Annotated in this window: 21 protein-coding genes and 1 tRNA gene; 4 read left to right on the forward strand and 18 right to left on the reverse strand. The window is 63.4% G+C overall.

Features of this window, described 5'->3' with window-relative positions; genetic code table 11:
- Window positions 1-175 precede the first annotated feature (175 nt).
- A complete protein-coding gene (locus LNV28_RS08890) occupies window positions 176-538 on the forward strand; it encodes a hypothetical protein (RefSeq protein ID WP_263518641.1) in 363 nt (120 codons plus the stop codon).
- Between the two features lie 107 nt (window positions 539-645).
- Here LNV28_RS08890 and LNV28_RS08895 read toward each other — a convergent pair.
- The 6 genes from LNV28_RS08895 to petA all read right to left on the reverse strand — a co-directional run bounded on the left by LNV28_RS08895 (window position 646) and on the right by petA (window position 5,061).
- Window positions 646-721 (reverse strand) — tRNA-Thr (locus tag LNV28_RS08895).
- Between the two features lie 46 nt (window positions 722-767).
- Window positions 768-1,385: a ClpXP protease specificity-enhancing factor gene (locus LNV28_RS08900; protein WP_263518643.1), complete on the reverse strand. Its 618-nt coding sequence runs from the start codon at window positions 1,383-1,385 to the stop codon at window positions 768-770.
- A 36-nt stretch (window positions 1,386-1,421) separates the two neighbouring features.
- Entirely contained in the window at window positions 1,422-2,039 is a 618-nt protein-coding gene (locus tag LNV28_RS08905; protein ID WP_137941068.1) for a glutathione S-transferase N-terminal domain-containing protein, read from the reverse strand.
- A gap of 162 nt (window positions 2,040-2,201) precedes the next feature.
- Window positions 2,202-2,984, reverse strand: a complete 783-nt coding sequence (locus LNV28_RS08910; RefSeq protein ID WP_263518645.1) for a cytochrome c1 — start codon at window positions 2,982-2,984, stop codon at window positions 2,202-2,204.
- Between the two features lie 23 nt (window positions 2,985-3,007).
- On the reverse strand, window positions 3,008-4,420 hold the full coding sequence (locus LNV28_RS08915; RefSeq protein ID WP_263518647.1) for a cytochrome b: 1,413 nt from the start codon (window positions 4,418-4,420) through the stop codon (window positions 3,008-3,010).
- Window positions 4,421-4,464: 44 nt separating this feature from the next.
- On the reverse strand, window positions 4,465-5,061 hold the full coding sequence (gene petA, locus LNV28_RS08920; protein ID WP_263518649.1) for a ubiquinol-cytochrome c reductase iron-sulfur subunit: 597 nt from the start codon (window positions 5,059-5,061) through the stop codon (window positions 4,465-4,467).
- 235 nt (window positions 5,062-5,296) lie between these two features.
- Between petA and mscL the strand changes: the two genes are divergently transcribed.
- On the forward strand, window positions 5,297-5,737 hold the full coding sequence (gene mscL / locus LNV28_RS08925) for a large conductance mechanosensitive channel protein MscL (protein ID WP_263518651.1): 441 nt from the start codon (window positions 5,297-5,299) through the stop codon (window positions 5,735-5,737).
- 202 nt (window positions 5,738-5,939) lie between these two features.
- A complete protein-coding gene (locus tag LNV28_RS08930; RefSeq protein ID WP_263518653.1) occupies window positions 5,940-8,399 on the forward strand; it encodes a DUF1631 family protein in 2,460 nt (819 codons plus the stop codon).
- Here LNV28_RS08930 and pdxA read toward each other — a convergent pair.
- Both pdxA and LNV28_RS08940 read right to left on the reverse strand, forming a co-directional pair.
- Window positions 8,396-9,457, reverse strand: a complete 1,062-nt coding sequence (gene pdxA, locus LNV28_RS08935) for a 4-hydroxythreonine-4-phosphate dehydrogenase PdxA (RefSeq protein ID WP_263518655.1) — start codon at window positions 9,455-9,457, stop codon at window positions 8,396-8,398. The two genes, LNV28_RS08930 and pdxA, sit on opposite strands and share 4 nt — an antisense overlap.
- Window positions 9,458-9,459: 2 nt before the next feature.
- On the reverse strand, window positions 9,460-10,209 hold the full coding sequence (locus LNV28_RS08940; RefSeq protein WP_263518657.1) for a Nif3-like dinuclear metal center hexameric protein: 750 nt from the start codon (window positions 10,207-10,209) through the stop codon (window positions 9,460-9,462).
- A gap of 33 nt (window positions 10,210-10,242) precedes the next feature.
- Here LNV28_RS08940 and LNV28_RS08945 point away from each other — a divergent pair, with 33 nt between their 5' ends.
- On the forward strand, window positions 10,243-11,451 hold the full coding sequence (locus LNV28_RS08945; RefSeq protein ID WP_263518658.1) for a S1C family serine protease: 1,209 nt from the start codon (window positions 10,243-10,245) through the stop codon (window positions 11,449-11,451).
- Window positions 11,452-11,737: 286 nt separating this feature from the next.
- On the opposite strand, the gene tatC is transcribed toward LNV28_RS08945, so the two are convergent.
- From tatC to slmA, 10 genes are all read right to left on the reverse strand, one after another.
- A complete protein-coding gene (gene tatC, locus LNV28_RS08950) occupies window positions 11,738-12,514 on the reverse strand; it encodes a twin-arginine translocase subunit TatC (RefSeq protein ID WP_263518660.1) in 777 nt (258 codons plus the stop codon).
- The gene (tatB, locus tag LNV28_RS08955; protein WP_263518662.1) at window positions 12,511-12,990 is read right to left on the reverse strand and encodes a Sec-independent protein translocase protein TatB; all 480 of its coding nucleotides are present in this window, start codon (window positions 12,988-12,990) and stop codon (window positions 12,511-12,513) included. The genes tatC and tatB overlap by 4 nt, the downstream gene beginning before the upstream one ends.
- Before the next feature lie 52 nt (window positions 12,991-13,042).
- The gene (gene tatA, locus LNV28_RS08960; RefSeq protein WP_263518663.1) at window positions 13,043-13,282 is read right to left on the reverse strand and encodes a Sec-independent protein translocase subunit TatA; all 240 of its coding nucleotides are present in this window, start codon (window positions 13,280-13,282) and stop codon (window positions 13,043-13,045) included.
- 76 nt (window positions 13,283-13,358) lie between these two features.
- Complete coding sequence (locus tag LNV28_RS08965) at window positions 13,359-13,706, reverse strand: histidine triad nucleotide-binding protein (RefSeq protein ID WP_263518664.1); 348 nt, start codon at window positions 13,704-13,706, stop codon at window positions 13,359-13,361.
- 40 nt (window positions 13,707-13,746) lie between these two features.
- Window positions 13,747-14,139, reverse strand: coding sequence for a DUF4870 family protein (locus LNV28_RS08970; protein ID WP_263518665.1), 393 nt, complete (start codon window positions 14,137-14,139; stop codon window positions 13,747-13,749).
- Complete coding sequence (locus LNV28_RS08975) at window positions 14,132-14,506, reverse strand: phosphoribosyl-ATP diphosphatase (RefSeq protein WP_263518667.1); 375 nt, start codon at window positions 14,504-14,506, stop codon at window positions 14,132-14,134. The genes LNV28_RS08970 and LNV28_RS08975 overlap by 8 nt, the downstream gene beginning before the upstream one ends.
- Window positions 14,503-14,898 carry a phosphoribosyl-AMP cyclohydrolase gene (hisI, locus tag LNV28_RS08980; protein ID WP_263518669.1) on the reverse strand — a complete coding sequence of 132 codons (396 nt, stop codon included), beginning with the start codon at window positions 14,896-14,898 and terminating at the stop codon, window positions 14,503-14,505. Before hisI ends, LNV28_RS08975 begins: the two co-directional genes overlap by 4 nt.
- A gap of 26 nt (window positions 14,899-14,924) precedes the next feature.
- A complete protein-coding gene (locus tag LNV28_RS08985) occupies window positions 14,925-15,392 on the reverse strand; it encodes an NUDIX domain-containing protein (protein WP_263518671.1) in 468 nt (155 codons plus the stop codon).
- Window positions 15,385-16,335 carry an ATP-binding protein gene (locus LNV28_RS08990; protein ID WP_263518672.1) on the reverse strand — a complete coding sequence of 317 codons (951 nt, stop codon included), beginning with the start codon at window positions 16,333-16,335 and terminating at the stop codon, window positions 15,385-15,387. Before LNV28_RS08990 ends, LNV28_RS08985 begins: the two co-directional genes overlap by 8 nt.
- A 46-nt stretch (window positions 16,336-16,381) precedes the next feature.
- Window positions 16,382-17,053, reverse strand: coding sequence for a nucleoid occlusion factor SlmA (slmA, locus tag LNV28_RS08995; protein WP_411969934.1), 672 nt, complete (start codon window positions 17,051-17,053; stop codon window positions 16,382-16,384).
- Window positions 17,054-17,072 lie beyond the last annotated feature (19 nt).

The following is a 17,072-nucleotide window of genomic DNA, read 5'->3' on the forward strand; positions in this document are numbered from 1 at the left end:
GAGCAATGCCCGGTCCATATGGGGCGCGGCGGCGGGCTTGCAAGCACGCCAACGCGCAAATTCCCTGAAAGTCCAGGCACAAAAGCCCGTCAGTTTAGCATTCGCCATCCCGGCTTCCGCCTCGCAGCAACCCGGGCAAGCCCGCAAGCACGGGGGCGGCCACTACACTGGCCCCATGCGTCCGCTCTTCCGCCCTCTCCCACCCAGCCGCCACCGCAGCGGCGACAAGGGAACAAGCCAGGTGCCCGACCCCTTGCCGATTGCACGTGCGCTGGCTGGGCACGAAGGCCTGGCGCGCCTGGGTCGCCTCTTGCACGAGTCGAACCGGCGCATGGCGGTGATCCTGCCCGCCCTGCCCGGCACCCTGAGCCGCTTTATCAAGCCCGGCCCGGTGGACGAAGAAGGCTGGAGCTTGCTGGCCGCGAACGCTGCAGTGGCGGCCAAGCTCCGTCATCTGCAACCGCACTTAGAAGCGATGCTGGCCGAGCAGGGCATCCACCCACACCAAGTGCGCATCAAGGTGCAGCAGCAAGGCTGAACGCAGGGCCGAGAAAGACGGCTCCGTCCTGCTGGAAATCACCGAGAGACGAAACGGCAGACGAAAAAAAACGAGCCAGCTTGCGCTGACTCGTCTTCATGTTTTCCTGGTGCCGGCTATCGGATTCGAACTGATGACCTACCGCTTACAAGGCGGTTGCTCTACCAACTGAGCTAAGCCGGCACTAGCCCGCCAGTATAGCCGACTTTCCTAAGGATCGATCAAACTTTTATTTGATTCGAGTCAAAGTGGGGCGGCCACCGCTGGGGCCCGGACCTTCCGGCTCACCATCGTCGCTCGCCGCCGCAGCGGAATCCGGTGTGGCGGGCGCAGGAACCGACGCAAGTACCGGCGCACTGGGCGCCTCGACCGGCTGTGCCGGCTCGACAGGTGCCGAAGCAGCCGCCTCAGCGCCGGGCACAGCCGCTAAACGCAAACCGCGTGGCGGCTTCGCAGCAGCGGCCACGGCCTCGGCATCAGGCGTCGAGGCAGCTGCAGGCGCGGCAGCCTCGGGAGCCGGGAAGGCCATGCCCTGACCGTTCTCACGGGCATAGATGGCCACCACATGATCGACCGGCACGATGATCTCACGCGCCGTCCCGCCGAACCGAGCCTTGAACTGGATGGTCTCGTTGCCGAGGTCCAGGCTGCTGGTCGCATCAAAGCCGACGTTCAGCACGATCTCGTTGTTGCTGACGTACTCCATCGGCACCTGCACCATGCGGTCGACGTGAACCGCGATGTAAGGCGTGAAGCCGTTGTCAGTGCACCAGTCGTGCAAGGCGCGAATCAGGTAGGGACGGGTCGAGCTGCTGCCCGGGCCGCCCTTGTCTGTGCTTTGATCCATGTCGAACTCTTGTGCTCGCTTCGCTGCGTTCAGCGCTTACTTGCGCATCACCTTTTCGGACGGCGTGAGCGCTTCGATGTAAGCCGGGCGCGAGAAGATGCGCTCAGCGTACTTCAGCAGCGGCAAGGCATTCTTCGACATGTCGATGCCGTAGTAGTCGAGGCGCCAGAGCAGGGGCGCAATGGCCACGTCGAGCATGGAGAAATCATCGCCCAACATGTACTTGTTCTTCAGGAAGATGGGGGCAAGCTGAGTCAGGCGATCACGGATTTGCGCGCGGGCCTTTTCCAGCTGCTTGTCGGTGGCCTTGACGGCTTGGCTGCGACCTTCCAGCACATTCACATGGGCGAACAGCTCCTTCTCGAAATTCAGCAGGAACAGGCGCACACGAGCACGGGCAACCGGGTCGCCGGGCATCAACTGCGGGTGCGGGAAGCGCTCGTCGATGTACTCGTTGATGATGTGCGATTCGTACAGAATCAGGTCGCGCTCGACCAAGATGGGCACTTCGTTGTACGGGTTCATCAGCGCGATGTCTTCGGGCTTGGCGAACAAGTCCACATCACGGATCTCGAAGTCCATGCCCTTCTCGAACAGCACGAAGCGGCAGCGATGCGAGTAGGGGCAGGTGGTTCCAGAATAAAGCACCATCATGGCGGCAGGCTCCGAGAGGTCAGGTGAAAAGGCTGCGGATCACATCGAGTCTTGCAGTGAGCCGCACAAAAGACAAACGCAGCGGGCGCTCCGGACGAGCCACCCACTGCGTGTTGGACCCAGCCGCCGCTCGCGCAGCCGCCGGGACCGGGACGAAAAACGTTACTTCACGTCTTTCCAGTACGAGGCATTCAGGCGCCAGGCAAACACCGTGAACACCGACAGGAACAGCAGCACCAGCACACCCAGGCGGAAGCGCTGGGCTTGCGCCGGCTCGCCCATCCACTGCAGGTAAGCGACCAAGTCGCCGACGGCGCTGTCGTAAGCGCGGGCATCCAGCGTTCCGGGGGTCAGTTGCTCGAAACCCTTGAAGACATGAACGGTCTTGCTGTGGTCATGCGGATCGGTTTCTTCAGCAAACTTGGCGGCGCGCTGACCTTGCAGTTCCCACAGCGCGTGCGGCATGGCCACGCTCGGGAAAGCCAGATTGTTCCAACCCGTGGCCTTGCTTTCGTCGCGGTAGTAGGTGCGCAGATAGGTGTACAGATAGTCAGCACCCGAGCCCTTGGCACCGTCGGCACGCGAACGCGCGATCACGGTCAAATCGGGCGGCGTGGCACCAAACCAATCCTTGGCCTGCTTGGCATCCATCGAGACCTTCATGGTCTCGCCCACCTTCTCGCCAGCGAAGAGCAGATTGCTCTTGATCTGAGCTTCCGTCAGACCCAGATCGCGCAGGCGGTTGTAGCGATTGAAAGCTGCCGAATGGCAGTTCAAGCAGTAGTTGACGAACAACTTGGCGCCGTTTTGCAACGAGGCCATATCGGTCATCTTTTCCTTGGGGAACTTGTCCCACTCGATGCCGCCTGCGGCCGCATGAGCGCCGGAGACCAGACCCATGCCCAGAGACAGGGTGGTCAGCAGCGTAGCGATGAGCTTCTTCATTCTCTTGACTCCGATGCTTGTGTTCAGTGGGCGTGGAAGGTCACGCGGTCAGGCACGGCCTTGGGCGTACCGAGCTTGCTCCACCAGGGCATCAGCAGGAAGAAGCCGAAGTAGAAGATGGTGCCGATCTGAGCGATCAGAGTGCCGATGTCGGTCGGCGGCTGGATACCCAAATAACCCAGCACCAGGAAGAACACCACGAACACGGCGTACACATGCTTGTGCCAGTCCGGGCGATAACGGATCGACTTGACCGGGCTGTGATCCAGCCAGGGCAGGAAGAACAGAATCACCACCGCACCGCCCATCACCACCACGCCCCAGAACTTGGCGTCGAAGATCTTGAGCAGGAAACAGGCCGCAGCAGCGATCACCAGCACGGCCAACTTAGCCTTGCTACTGAAGCTGCCCTTGATCACGGCCAGCAAGGCGCTCAGACCGATGATGCCCACCAGCACATTGACCATGGTGTCGGTCGTGGCGCGCAACATCGAATAGAAGGGCGTGAAATACCAGACCGGCGCGATGTGCGCGGGCGTCTTCAGCGGATCGGCCGGGATGAAGTTGTTGTACTCCAAGAAGTAGCCACCCAACTCCGGCGCGAAGAAGATGATGCTGGTGAAGACCATCAAGAACAGGCTCAGCGCATAGATGTCATGCACCGTGTAGTAGGGATGGAAAGGCACGCCATCCAGCGGGTGACCCTTGGCATCCTTCGGCGCCTTGGGGCCCTTGATTTCTACGCCATCAGGGTTGTTGGAACCCACTTCATGCAGCGCAATGATGTGCGCCACCACCAAGCCCAGCAGCACCAGAGGCACGGCAATGACGTGGAAGCTGAAGAAGCGGTTCAGCGTGGCGTCGCCCACCACGAAGTCGCCGCGGATCAGCAGCGCCAGGTCCGGGCCGACGAAAGGCACGGCCGCGAACAAGTTCACGATCACCTGCGCGCCCCAGTAGGACATCTGGCCCCAGGGCAGCAGATAACCCATGAAGGCTTCGGCCATCAAGCAGAGGAAGATGCCGCAACCGAAGATCCAGACCAGTTCGCGCGGCTTGCGATACGAACCGTAGATCAAGCCACGGAACATGTGCAGATAAACCACGACGAAGAAGGCGGATGCGCCCGTCGAGTGCATGTAGCGGATCAGCCAACCCCAGGGCACATCACGCATGATGTACTCGACCGATGCGAAGGCCAGGGCGGCATCGGGCTTGTAATGCATCACCAGGAAAATGCCGGTGACGATCTGGATCACCAGCACCACCAGTGCCAGCGAGCCGAAGATGTACCACCAGTTGAAGTTCTTCGGAGCGTAGTACTCCGAGAGATGCTCTTTGTAGAGCTTGCTCGCGGGGAAACGGTTGTCCACCCACGTCAGCAGTTTTTCGCCGGCGCCAGCGCCAGCGGGAGCTTCTTTGAATTCAGCAGCCATGTTGACCTCTGTCCTTTAGCCTTGTGCGACCTGATGCCGGAGCATCAAGCCTTCTTGTCTTCGCCAATCAAGATCTTGGCGTCGGACAGGTACATGTGAGGGGGCACTTCGAGGTTGTCGGGCGCCGGCTTGTTCTTGAACACGCGGCCAGCCAGGTCGAAGGTCGAACCGTGGCAGGGGCAGAGGAAACCGCCATGCCAGTCGTCCGGCAGCGAGGGCTGCGGGCCGGCCTGGAACTTGTCGCTGGGCGAGCAGCCCAGGTGCGAGCAGATGCCCACGCCGACGAAGAACTCGGGTTTGATCGAACGGTGGCCGTTCTTGGCGTAATCCGGTGTCGGATACGCCTTGCGATCCGAATTCGGATCGGCCAACTGGCCTTCGGTGCCGTTCAGCGCAGCCAATTGCTCGGGCGTGCGACGGACGATCCACACGGGCTTGCCGCGCCATTCGACGGTCATTTTTTCACCCGGCTTCAAGCCGCTGATATCGGCTTCCACGGCCGCACCGGCGGCCTTGGCGCGCTCGGACGGAGTGAAAGTACTGACGAAAGGTACGGCGGTGGCAACGCCGCCAACGGCGCCGGCGCAACTTGTGGCGATGAGCCAGGTGCGCTTGCCGTGGTCCACTTGCTGGTCACTCATGAGGATCCTCAAACGAGACTTCTGATCGGGGGCAACCCGGGATTCTAACGGACGCTATCAGCTCTCACTATCGGCAAGCGCGCCCGAAACTGTTTTCCGCGCCACAGTATCAGCGTTTTACCGGTTTTCGTCCGCGGCTGCGTCGACAATCATGGCCGTTGCGCGCCGTTCTGGCGTTCAGTTTGTTTTTTGTCAACACAGCAAGCGGCCCGGCGCCGCTGACGGAGAGATATCAATGAGTTTTTTCTCGGAATTCAGGGAATTCGCGGTCAAGGGCAATGTGGTTGATCTGGCCGTGGGCGTCATCATTGGCGGCGCCTTTGGCAAGATCGTTGACTCCGTGGTCAAAGACTTGATCATGCCCATCGTCGGCAAGGTGATTGGCGGCCTGGACTTCTCCAACTATTTCGTGGTGCTGGGCAGTGTGCCGGCCGATTTCAAGGGCGCGCAAACCTATGAGGCGCTGACCAAGGCCGGCGTGCCTCTGTTCGCCTACGGCAGCTTCCTGACCGTGCTGCTGAATTTCGTCATCCTGGCCTTCATCATTTTCCTGATGATCAAGCAGATCAATCGCCTGAAGCGCGCCGAAGCGCCAGCCGCCGCGCCGGCCGAAGCGCCCGTCACGCCCGAAGACATCGTGCTCTTGCGCGAAATCCGGGACTCACTCAAGCGCTGAGCCCGTGCACCCCTGAGGCCTGGCCTCACCCCCTGACGCCCGGACCGCCTGTAAGCAAAAGTTTCACAGGCACCGGGCGTTAGCTATTTGGCAGCCACGGACTCAGGTCGGCGCCCAACTGCACGGCAATTGGCCGCTTATGGCGCGATACTGAGTTCATTCTTTGTGGCACGCTGGCGTCACCCTCCTCCACTCCACCTTCATGAATTCGCCCGACCTCGGACTCAACCCTCATCTGGAGGCTGCACTCCAGCGCATACGGACAGCCGCCGAACAGGCTTCGGAGCGCTGCGCCGAGGGTCTGGGCCTGGCGGCGCTGTCGGCCGGTCAGGCCAAACGGCGCGACCTTTTGTTGGCAACCCAGCTCCTGTTCCGCAAGCAACAGGCCTTGTTCGGCCAGCGCTTCGCCCAGGATTTGCGTCAGCAGCTGAATCTCGAGCAGGCACCCAAGGCCGAAGTGGCAAGCGCCGGGAAGAAGGACTGGACCGAACTGTCACTGTTGGATGACGACGCCGTGGACAATATGGTGGTCGGTGACCGCATCGGCCTGGCAATCGGCCATCAGAGTGAGTGGGAGCTGCGCGAAGTCGAGTCCTATGTCGCCAGTCTGCGCGCCGGCGAACGCAACCCTCTGCGCCCCGAGTTGGTGGCCCGAGCGCTGCTGAGCGCCGTGCAAGCGGTCTGCGAGGAGCCCGACAGCCGCCAGGTTTTGGTCGACGAGATGACGCGCTCAATGACCCAGGAGATGCGCGCCTGCTATGCCGACATCGCCGAGCTGTTCCGCAGCCGCGGCCTGCGGCCCCAGGATTTGCGCGTGCGCGGCAGCGAAGCGGCTGGCAGCCACAGCACCCGCAATCAAGCGCTGTCGGGCCATTCGGTCAACGGTGAACTCGATTCCGGCTCGGGCGGTCCGCGCTCACAGTTTGGTGGCGCCTATGCTGGCCATCATGGTGGCGGCAACAGCACCAGCGGCTGGCAGCAGCAGCAAGGACAAGTGCCAGGCGGCCGCGGCATGTCGGGCGGCGGCGGTGGCATGGGTGCGGTCGACGGCCAGCTCATGGATCTGCTTCGCCGTTTGGCACAGGCGCCAGCTCCGTCCGGAGCGATGAGCCCGGACGGCACTGCCTTTGTCGCCGGCGCGAGCAGTTCTGGCTTTGGCGGCAGCGGCATCAGCGCCGCTGCCGGCTCAAGCTGGAGCGAAGACTTCGGCAGCTCCGCCTGGCAAGGCGTGCAAGCGCCCAATCTGATCCAGATTCACCGGGACGAACTGCGCCAGGCCGCCACCGGGCGCCTGGACCACATGGTCATCGACGTGGTCAGCAGCCTGTTCGACCAGGTGCTGTCCGACCCCAAGGTGCCGCCGCAGATGGCGCGCCTGCTGGCGCGGCTGCAGTTGCCAGTCCTGCGCGCGGCGCTCGGGGACTCGACCTTCTTCTCGTCGCGCCGCCACCCCGTGCGCCGCTTCGTCAACCGCATGGCCTCGCTGGCCTGCGCCTTCGACGACTTCAGCGAAGCGCCGGGCAGCGATTTCCTGGCCCATGTCCGGGATTTGGTGCAGGAAGTGGCCAGCGGTGATTTCGACCGCATGGATGTCTACGAGAGCAAGCTCGACACCCTCGAGCGATTCATCCAGGAACAGGTCACCGGCAGCCTGAAGTCGCAAGGAGAGGCCGGCCAAGTCGGCGACCTGGCCGAACTGCTGGACCGCAAGGAAGTCGATCTGCGCCTGCAGCAGCGCTACACCCAGCAATTGCAAACGGCTCTTGCGGCCGTACCCATGCAGGACTTCCTGCGTGACTTCCTGGCCCAAGTCTGGAGCCAAGCCATCGTGCTGGCCGCACGCGACCCGCGCGGCGCGGCGGACCGCAATCAGCGCTTCCGCCAGCTCGGCCGCGATCTGGTGATGAGCGTGCAGCCCAAGGGCGGCACCGCACAGCGGCAGGCCTTTCTGGGTCAGCTGCCGACGCTGATGCGCACCCTGGGCGAGGGCCTGGACCTGATCGCCTGGCCGGAAGCCGCGCGCAAGGACTTCTTTGCTGCCTTGCTGCCGGCCCACGCCGAGTCCTTGAAGGGCGTGCCGGCCACCGCCCTTGAAACCAATTTGCTACTCAAGCAACTGGACAGCGTGTTTGGCTGCGCCCCGCCGGAAGAACAAGACTTGCCGGCCTCGCAAGCCCCAGTCACCGTGCCACAAGACTTGGACATGGGCAGCCGTCTGAGCGCGCAAGAGGCCAAGAGCCTGGGCCTGGTCAGCGAAAGCGGGGTCGACTGGGACGGCACGGTGGACATCGTGCTGGGCGAAGAAGGCGAAGCTCCCTTGCAGGCGGTGGACATCAGCATTGACGGCCTGCCGGCCGCCACCGAGGCGCCCGAACCCAGCCAGGGAGAGCTGCTGATCGACCATCTGCAACTCGGTTTCGCCTACCAAATGCACACCGGCGACAGCTGGCACAAGGTGCGCCTGGCCCATATCAGCGCAGGCCGCAGCTTTTTCATCTTCACCCAAGGCGCCAAGCATCAGGAGACGGTCACCATGACCGCCCGCATGCTCAAGCGCCTCTGCGAAGCCAAGCGCCTGCGCGCTTACGAGCACGCCTACCTGATGGAGCGCGCCATCTCGCGCGCCCGCAAGCAGCTCGCCGCCATCGGCAGCAAGAGCTAGGCGCGACCGATCAACAGGCGCGCCATGCGAATGGCAGCCGCCATGCTGGCGGGGTCGGCCCGGCCCGTGCCCGCGAGGTCAAATGCCGTGCCGTGATCGGGACTGGTGCGCACAAATGGCAGGCCCAGGGTGACGTTGACGCCCTGCTCCACACCCAAGTACTTGACCGGTATCAGGCCATGGTCGTGGGTCATGGCCACCACCACATCGAATTCGCCCGCATGCCCAGGCGCATGGCGCGCCCGCATGAAGACGGTGTCCGGCGCATGGGGGCCGCTGACCTCCATGCCCTCGGCGCGCGCCTGGGCAATGGCCGGCGCAATGTGCAAGATTTCCTCGTCGCCGAACAAGCCACCCTCTCCCGCATGCGGATTCAACCCTGCCACGGCAATGCGCGGCCGGGCGATCCCGACGCGCTGCAAGGCCGCTTGCGTGATGCGCAGGGTCTCCAGCACGCGAACGGTGTTGATCTGCTCGATCGCCTGGCGCAGCGAACAATGGATGGTCACCAGCACCGTGCGCAGCTCCTCATTGGCCAGCATCATGCGCACCGGCGGCAGGGACGCGCCAGGCGGCACCGAGCGCGCCTGCAAAAGCTCGGTGTGGCCGGGAAAGTCGACCCCGGCCGCATGCAAAGCCTCTTTGTGAATTGGTGCCGTCACCAGACCCGAAGCCTGCTTCGCCTGGATCTCTAGCACTGAAGCCTCGATGCTCAAGGCCGCGGCCGCGCCCGCCCGGGCTGATATTCGGCCCAGAGGCTCAGCGGCCAAATCAACGGGCAAGCCTGCCGGCTGCCAGACCGGCAAAGCATTCGGCGGCCGCTGCACAAACTCCTGCAAGTTACCGAGCACTGCCACCGGCCGCGACAAACCCATGAAAACCAAAGCCCGCCTCAGCACGGACACATCGCCGACCAGGCACAAGTCGCTGAATCCAGACTCAGACAGATCCGCCGCCCAGGCGGCCACCGCGACCTCGGGGCCGATGCCGCAGACGTCGCCCATGCTCAGCAGCAGCGGCAAGCCGGCTTGAGGATGTGCGCCGAAATTCTTGGCCATATTCATGCGGGATTCGGCAGATCAATGAACTGCTGACTCACACCAAACCGATCCGCCAGATGCCGCCCCAGGGCCTGGACGCCATAACGTTCTGTCGCGTGGTGCCCAGCGGCGATGAAGGCCACACCGGTCTCGGCGGCCAGATGGGCCTGCGGCTCGGAAATCTCGCCGGTCACGAAGACGTCGACACCGGCAGCGATGGCGGCTTCGAAATAGCCTTGAGCTCCGCCGGTGCACCAGGCCACGCGCCGCAGCTCGCGGCCATCGCCGGGCGCCAAGATTGGCGTGCGACCCAGCCCCTGCTCAATCTCCGAGCCCAACTGCTGCAAGGACTGAGGCTGCGGGAGCTGGCCGACAAAACCCAGGTCTTGCTCACCAAAACGGCCGTCCGCCTGCCATCCCAGCACGCGACCGAGTTGCGCGTTGTTGCCATGCTCGGCATGCGCATCGAGCGGCAAGTGATATGCCAACAGGCTGACATCGGCGGCCAGCAGGCGTGCCAGACGCTGCTTCATCCAGCCGGTGATGCGGCCGTCCTGGCCACGCCAGAACAGACCATGATGCACCAGGATGGCATCGGCGCCGGCTTCAATCGCCGCCTCGATCAAGGCCAGGCTGGCGGTCACGCCGCAAACCAGATGGCGAACCTCGGCGCGGCCTTCGACCTGCAAACCGTTCGGCCCATAATCCTTGAAACGATCGACATTCAGCTCCATATGCAGATGTCGTTCGAGGCTGTGTCTTGATGTCATCGGTGGGCCGCCTGGGTCAGAGGAGTTGTTTACGTGCGCAGACTTTGGTTGATTTTCGCTCAGGCCACCACGGTGGTGCTGGCCCTGCTGTTTGTCGTCAGCACGCTGAAACCACAGTGGCTGGGCGATGCCAGGCTGGGCGGCCAGAGTGGCAACAGTGACAACAGCGCCAGCTTGCCGCTGTTCAACACGGCCCAACCTCGCCCGCCCGCCACCGCAGCCAGTGGCGCCACGTCTGGTTCAGCACGAAGCGGTTATGCGCTGGCCGCGCGCCGCGCCGCACCGGCCGTGGTCAGCATCACCGCCAGCAAAGCTCCCAGCCGCGCCAATGAGAACGCCGACCCCTGGTTCCGCTTTCACTTCGGCCCCCGTGGCCGCGGCCAGCAGTCTGAGCGGCCTCAGACCGGACTGGGCTCGGGCGTGATCGTCTCTGCCGACGGCTATTTGCTGACCAACAACCATGTGATCGATGGCGCCTCGGACATCGAAGTCATGCTCAGCGATGGCCGCCAAGCCCGCGCCACCCTGGTCGGCAGCGACCCGGAAAGCGATGTGGCGGTGCTCAAGATCGCGCTAGAGCGCCTGCCTGTGATCCAGCTCGGCAATGCCGAAGACCTGCAAGTCGGCGATGTCGTGCTGGCCATTGGCAACCCCTTCAATGTCGGCCAGACGGTCACGTCCGGCATCGTCAGCGCCCTGGGTCGTAATCAACTGGGCATCAATACCTTCGAGAATTTCATCCAGACCGATGCTGCCATCAATCCTGGCAATTCGGGCGGCGCCCTGGTGGACGCCGAAGGCAATCTGGTCGGCATCAACACCGCCATCTTCTCGCGCAGCGGTGGCAGCCTGGGCATTGGCTTTGCCATTCCGGTCAGCACGGCGCGCCAGGTGATGGAGTCATTGATACGCGACGGTCAGGTGGCACGCGGTTGGATTGGCGTGCAGACCCGTGAACTGACGCCTGAGTTCGCTGAAGCCTTCAAAGTCACGGTCAAGCAAGGGGTGCTGATCAGCGGCGTGGTGGCTGATGCTCCCGCGGCCAAGGCCGGTCTCAAGCCGGGCGATGTGCTGACCCGCGTCGGCGAAACGCCCGTGGCCTCCCCTGCCCAGTTGCTCACCGCCGTCTCGGCGCTCAAGCCCAAGACCGGCACCCAAGTCACCGTGCATCGTGCGGGTCAGCAACTGGACATCGCCATCACCGTAGCGCAACGACCCAAGCCGCAGGCAGAGCGCGAGTAGGGAGGCCAAGGGCCTTGGGCTGCTCTCGGCCCAGAACCGTCGTTCGCTGAGATTTGAATACGAACGCAGAGTCCGCGGAGGTTCGCAGAGGTCGCAGAGGTCGCAGAGAGAGAAGAAGAGCGAGGATTGTGTTCTCAGCGTCCTCTGCGGTCCTCTGCGAACTCTGCGAGCTGATACTTCTCCGCGAACGACGGCTCAATGCCGATTGCAGCCGTCACCCCGTTCCGAGCCAGCCAAAAAAAAGGCGCCCCAACCGGGCGCCTGATTTGGCCAGAACTGCAAGCAATCACTCTGGGCTGTCCGGTGCTTTGGAGTAGCGAATGAAATAACCGGCCGCAAACAGGCCCAGCTCGTAGAGGATGCACATGGGAATCGCCAGCGCCAGCTGAGACACCACATCGGGCGGCGTGATGACCGCTGCAATGACAAAGGCCAGGACGATGAAGTACTGGCGGAAATCACGCAGCTTCTGCACCGACACCAGGCCCATGCGCGCCAACACCACCACCACCACCGGCACCTCAAAGGCAGCTCCGAAGGCGATGAACATGGACATCACAAAGCTCAGATACGCCTCGATATCGGGTGACGCCGTGATGCTCTTGGGTGCGAAGCTCTGGATGAACTTGAACACCTGGCCGAACACGAAGAAATAGCAAAACGCCACGCCCACGATGAACAGCAAAGTGCTGGAGAACACGAGGGGCAGGACCAAACGCTTTTCGTGCGAATACAAGCCCGGGGCGACAAAAGCCCAGACCTGGTAGAGCACCACCGGCAGGGCCACCAGGAAAGCCGCCAGCAAAGTGATCTTCAGCGGCACCAGGAAGGGAGAGATCACATTGGTCGCGATCAAGGTCGTACCTTTAGGCAGCTGCGCCACCAGGGGAGCGGCCAAGAGGTCGTAGAGCGCAGCGGGGCCCGGATAGAAGGCCAACACACCAAACACCAGCAGCACGGCCAAGCTTGCGCGCACCAGGCGGTCACGCAGCTCGATCAGGTGGGAGACAAAGGGCTGCTCGGTGCCCGCGAGTTCGTCCTCGGGCTTGTGGGAATCGGTCATGGAAATCGGCGTGCAGAGCTGGGGCGGAAGCGCGCCACGCGGGCGGCACCGGACTGGGCATGACGGCGCACACCTTGGCGCTGCTTGTACCACTGCGGCGTGGCGCCGCGTTTGACCCGCCAGTTCTTCTTGGGGTGGCTGTAGCTGGGCGGCTCGGCATGTTCCGAGCTCAAGCTCGGGGTGCGGCCGCTGACATCGGCCCAAGTCTGGTCGAAGGCCTGAGTGGCGGAATGGATTTCTTGCTGCACGCTGTCTTGGACATCACGAGCAGCCGTCTCCATCTCCGTCTTCATTTTCTTGAGCTCTTCCAGCTCCATGGAACGGCTGACCTCCGCCTTGACATCGGACACATAGCGCTGTGCCTTGCCAATCAAATGGCCGATGGTGCGCGCCACGCGCGGCAGGCGCTCGGGGCCAATGACGATCAGGGCCACGCCACCGATCAAAGCCAGCTTGTCAAATCCGAAATCGATCATGCGAAGGTCAGGCGCTCAGCCGGCCGGCGAAGAGACAACAAGGCGCGGGCGCTCAAGAACGGGTCTTGGCTTCGACGTCGACGGTGTTGGCATCCTGCGCCTTGGCGCTGTTGCTGACCTGCTGGGCCGGCGTGGCTGCGGTATCGCTGCTGGAACCGTCCTTCATGCCGTCCTTGAAACCCTTGACGGCCGAGCCGAGGTCAGAGCCGACGTTCTTCAGCTTCTTGGTGCCGAAAACCACGATGACGATCAACAGCACGATCAGCCAGTGCCAAATACTGAAGGAACCCATTATTTCTCTCCTGCGATGGAAGCGGCCATTCTAGTTGGCGCGCATGACAGTTCTGCGAGCGCGGACTTGAGCGACCTCAACCCTTGGCCCAGGGACGGGGCCCACCCATGACATGCATATGCAGGTGATAGACCTCTTGCCCGCCATCTGGGCCGGTATTGATGACAGTTCGGAAGCCATTTGTGACACCCAGCTCGCGCATCAGCTTGGGCGCTAGAACTGTCATACGGCCCAGCAGCTCGGCATGGGCCTCGGTGGCCTCGGCCAGAGAGGACAGATGCAGTTTCGGGATCAGCAGGATGTGAACTGGCGCCCATGGGTTGATGTCATGAAAGGCCAGGATGTGCTCATCCTCATAAACCTTGCGGCTGGGAATCTGGCCCGCGGCGATCTTGCAAAACAGGCAATTGGGATCGTGTGACATGAGCGTAAGGATATTCAAGAAGCGAGCAAAACAGGTTCGATCAGGCCATGGCTCGGCCGGCATTCATGGCCAGCCAGCCGCGCAGGACGCGATACAAGAACCAGATCGACACTAGGACCCAGGCGATCCAGCCAGGGACCAGAAACAAAGTCCAGAGTGGCGCCGTCAGCAGATACAAAAAGCCGGCCCAGGCGACCGAGCGCAAACGCCAGCTGAAGTGACTGGCCTGCCAGCTGCCAGCGGCATCACCGCGCTTGAGCAGGTCGATCACCACAGCAATCAGCAACAGCAAGACACTGGCCTGCACGCCCGGCAGCACCGCCCCGACCGCCACCACGGTGTGCAGAAGATAGCTGATCAAACCCACGGTGCGCAGGCTGCGCTCCTGCTGCGCGTCCAGCAGCACGGTGTTGGTGTTGGTGTTGTCAGTCATTGGGCTCCTCCTCGCCTTTGGCCTTCTGGCCACGGGCGGCGAATTCCTGCAAGCCGGACAAGCCTTCGCGGCGCGCCAGCTCGTTCAAGACATCGGCCGGCTTCAAGCCGAAAGCCGAGAGCGCAATGATGGAGTGGAACCAAAGATCAGCGACCTCATAGACCACCTTTTGCGCATCGCCATCCTTGGCGGCCATGACGGTTTCGGTGGCCTCCTCGCCGACCTTTTTCAAGATGGCATCCAGGCCCTTGTCAAAGAGCTTGGCCACATAGCTGGTGGCCGGGTCGCCGCCGTTGGCGGGCTTGCGCGACTCGATCACGGCGGCCAGTTTGGCCAGGGTGTCATTGCCTTGCGTGGAGGGGTTCATTTGTAAATCCGCTCCGGGTCCTTGAGCACAGCGTCCGCCGCCACCCAGGCTCCGTTGTCAAAACGTTGGAAGAAACAGCTGTGGCGTCCGGTGTGGCAAGCGATGCCGGGCTCGTGCCCGTTCTGCGTGATCTTGAGCAGCAGCACATCGTTGTCACAGTCCAATCGCATCTCATGCACGGTCTGGGTGTGGCCGGATTCCTCGCCCTTGTGCCAGAACTTCTGGCGCGAACGGCTCCAGTACACCGCCTCGCCCTGGGCCGCCGTGCGGCGCAAGGCCTCGCGGTTCATCCAGGCGAACATCAGCACGTCGCCGCTGTCACGCTCCTGCGCGATCACGGGCAGCAGCCCGTCGGCATCCCATTTGATTTGATCCAGCCAGTCGTCAGTCATGCGCAGCAGTGTAGTGGCGGGCTGGCTCAGACCTGGTGCGTGGGGCCGGTGTGCGAACGCTCGGCGGCAAACCAGTCCAGCACCGGAATCGTGCCCGGCAGCACCGGCCGCACCTCGACCGGCAGCGCCTGCCAGGCCATGGTCTGCTGCTCGCGCATCTGGAACTCGCCCTGCCAGTCGAAGACCTTGCAGAAATGCAGGCGCACGCGGGCATGGGGGTAGTCCATCACCAGCTCTTGCCAAGGGTGAGCGGCGCCGATGGTGATGCCCAGTTCTTCTTGCAACTCGCGGCGCAGGGCTTGCTCCACCGTCTCGCCGGCCTCCAGCTTGCCGCCGGGGAATTCCCAGTAGCCGGCGTAGACCTTGCCTTCGGGTCGCGAGGTGAGCAGGAAGCGCCCTTCCCGACCATGCGCATCGCGCTCGACCAATACGCCCACGGCCACCTCGACCGGCACGCGGTCGGTGGGCGCCATTCCGGTCAAGGACTCAGACATGATCGAGACCCTCCGGCGCCTGGCCCGCAATCACGGCCGGCGCCTCCTGCACCGGCGCGCCACGCCCGGCCAGATCGCGCGCAAACTGCGCCGCCACCCGGCCCGAGCGAGAGCCGCGCTCCAGCGCCCAGACCAAGGCCGGCTGGCGCGCCGCGGCGATTTGTGCCTCGTCCAGGCCGTGATAACGCAACCATTGCGCGGCAATCGCCAGGTACTCGTCCTGGCTGAAGGGGTAGAAGCTCAGCCACAGGCCGAAACGCTCGGACAGGGAAATCTTTTCCTCCACCGCTTCGCCGGGATGGACCTCACCGTACTCGGTGTGGCGGTAGCCCAGGTTGTCACGCATCTGCTCGGGCAGCAGATGGCGGCGGTTACTGGTGGCATAGATCAGCACGTTATCGCTGGCCGCGGCGATGGAGCCGTCCAGCATGGACTTGAGCGCCTTGTAGCCCAGCTCGCCTTCGTCGAAGCTGAGGTCGTCGCAGAAGATCACAAAACGCTCGGGCCGCTCAGCGACCAGGTCGACGAGATCCGGCAGGTCGACGAGGTCGTTCTTGTCCACCTCGATCAGGCGCAAGCCCTGCGGCGCGTACTCGTTGAGCACGGCCTTGATCAGCGAGCTTTTACCTGTGCCGCGCGCGCCGGTCAGCAGCACATTGTTGGCCGGGCGGCCCTGCACAAACTGTTCGGTGTTCTGACGCAGGCGGGCTTTTTGCGGCTCGACCTCCAGCAAATCATCGAGTCGGATGCTGGCTGCATGGCGTACCGCTTCCAGCACCGGCGCGCCGCGGCGACGGCGGTAGCGGAAAGCGGCGCCAGCCTGCCAGTCGGGGGCGGCCAGGGCCTGGGGCAACACGGCCTCCAGTCGCCCCAGCAGCGCCTCGGCGCGGCTGAGCAAGCTGTTCAAAGGGCTGGCGGGGGAAAGCGAATCGAGCAGTGACATACAGGCAGTTTAAGGGCGCGCCGCTACCGCCCTGTGGACCGATGACTCAGCGTGCCAGCATGCGCAGAGCCGCTTCCATCTGCTCGATCGGGCTGCGCTTGAAGCCCGAGCGGGCATAGCGCTGCAGTCGGCCGATGACGAAGCTGACCAGCACCGAAGCTTGCGCATTGGCCTCCACCGTCGGCGTGCTGCTGCCATTGGCCTCAGCGGCGGCGCGCAAGACCTGGCGCAGAGAGCTCTCGATGCGGTCAAAAAACTGGTTCATGCGAGCGACCAGGCGTTCGTTCTCGTAAACCAGGGCGTCACCGACCATCACCCGGGTCATGCCAGGGTTGCGTTCGCCGAACTGCAAAAGCACGGCGACGATCTTCTGCGCCTGCACCGTGCCCGAGCCTTCGCGCTCGATGATCTGGTTGACCAGGGAAAAAACGCTGCCCTCAATGAACTCGATCAGGCCCTCGAACATCTGCGCCTTGCTGGCGAAATGGCGGTACAACGCGGCCTCGCTGACGTCCAGCTTGGCGGCCAGGGCGGCGGTGGTCACGCGGTCGGCACCGGGCTGCTCCAGCATGCCGGCCAGGGTCTGCAGGATCTGCACACGACGCTCGCCAGGGCGGGGCCGCTTGCGCGCAGGCGGTGCGGTGCTGACGGTTTCGGCGGACTCAGTCGATGGCGCCTCGACGGGCACGGCAGTGGATTCGGGCACGGAGGCTGACATCGGTCGGTCGGTTGAAAAA

Source organism: Paucibacter sp. DJ2R-2, from assembly GCF_025717675.1.
GTDB lineage: Bacteria > Pseudomonadota > Gammaproteobacteria > Burkholderiales > Burkholderiaceae_C > Paucibacter_A.

Bases quoted from the DNA above. Each gene is read 5' to 3' on its own strand.
- LNV28_RS08900 (WP_263518643.1), bottom strand. From the start codon at position 1,385: ATGGATCAAAGCACAGACAAGGGCGGCCCGGGCAGCAGCTCGACCCGT.
- LNV28_RS08985 (WP_263518671.1), bottom strand. From the start codon at position 15,392: ATGTCTGAGTCCTTGACCGGAATGGCGCCCACCGACCGCGTGCCGGTC.
- LNV28_RS08975 (WP_263518667.1), bottom strand. From the start codon at position 14,506: ATGAACCCCTCCACGCAAGGCAATGACACCCTGGCCAAACTGGCCGCC.
- slmA (WP_411969934.1), bottom strand. From the start codon at position 17,053: ATGTCAGCCTCCGTGCCCGAATCCACTGCCGTGCCCGTCGAGGCGCCA.
- LNV28_RS08905 (WP_137941068.1), bottom strand. From the start codon at position 2,039: ATGATGGTGCTTTATTCTGGAACCACCTGCCCCTACTCGCATCGCTGC.
- LNV28_RS08990 (WP_263518672.1), bottom strand. From the start codon at position 16,335: ATGTCACTGCTCGATTCGCTTTCCCCCGCCAGCCCTTTGAACAGCTTG.
- tatC (WP_263518660.1), bottom strand. From the start codon at position 12,514: ATGACCGATTCCCACAAGCCCGAGGACGAACTCGCGGGCACCGAGCAG.
- LNV28_RS08890 (WP_263518641.1), top strand. From the start codon at position 176: ATGCGTCCGCTCTTCCGCCCTCTCCCACCCAGCCGCCACCGCAGCGGC.
- LNV28_RS08970 (WP_263518665.1), bottom strand. From the start codon at position 14,139: ATGACTGACAACACCAACACCAACACCGTGCTGCTGGACGCGCAGCAG.
- mscL (WP_263518651.1), top strand. From the start codon at position 5,297: ATGAGTTTTTTCTCGGAATTCAGGGAATTCGCGGTCAAGGGCAATGTG.
- LNV28_RS08910 (WP_263518645.1), bottom strand. From the start codon at position 2,984: ATGAAGAAGCTCATCGCTACGCTGCTGACCACCCTGTCTCTGGGCATG.
- tatA (WP_263518663.1), bottom strand. From the start codon at position 13,282: ATGGGTTCCTTCAGTATTTGGCACTGGCTGATCGTGCTGTTGATCGTC.
- pdxA (WP_263518655.1), bottom strand. From the start codon at position 9,457: ATGGCCAAGAATTTCGGCGCACATCCTCAAGCCGGCTTGCCGCTGCTG.
- LNV28_RS08915 (WP_263518647.1), bottom strand. From the start codon at position 4,420: ATGGCTGCTGAATTCAAAGAAGCTCCCGCTGGCGCTGGCGCCGGCGAA.
- LNV28_RS08930 (WP_263518653.1), top strand. From the start codon at position 5,940: ATGAATTCGCCCGACCTCGGACTCAACCCTCATCTGGAGGCTGCACTC.
- LNV28_RS08965 (WP_263518664.1), bottom strand. From the start codon at position 13,706: ATGTCACACGATCCCAATTGCCTGTTTTGCAAGATCGCCGCGGGCCAG.
- tatB (WP_263518662.1), bottom strand. From the start codon at position 12,990: ATGATCGATTTCGGATTTGACAAGCTGGCTTTGATCGGTGGCGTGGCC.
- LNV28_RS08940 (WP_263518657.1), bottom strand. From the start codon at position 10,209: ATGACATCAAGACACAGCCTCGAACGACATCTGCATATGGAGCTGAAT.
- petA (WP_263518649.1), bottom strand. From the start codon at position 5,061: ATGAGTGACCAGCAAGTGGACCACGGCAAGCGCACCTGGCTCATCGCC.
- hisI (WP_263518669.1), bottom strand. From the start codon at position 14,898: ATGACTGACGACTGGCTGGATCAAATCAAATGGGATGCCGACGGGCTG.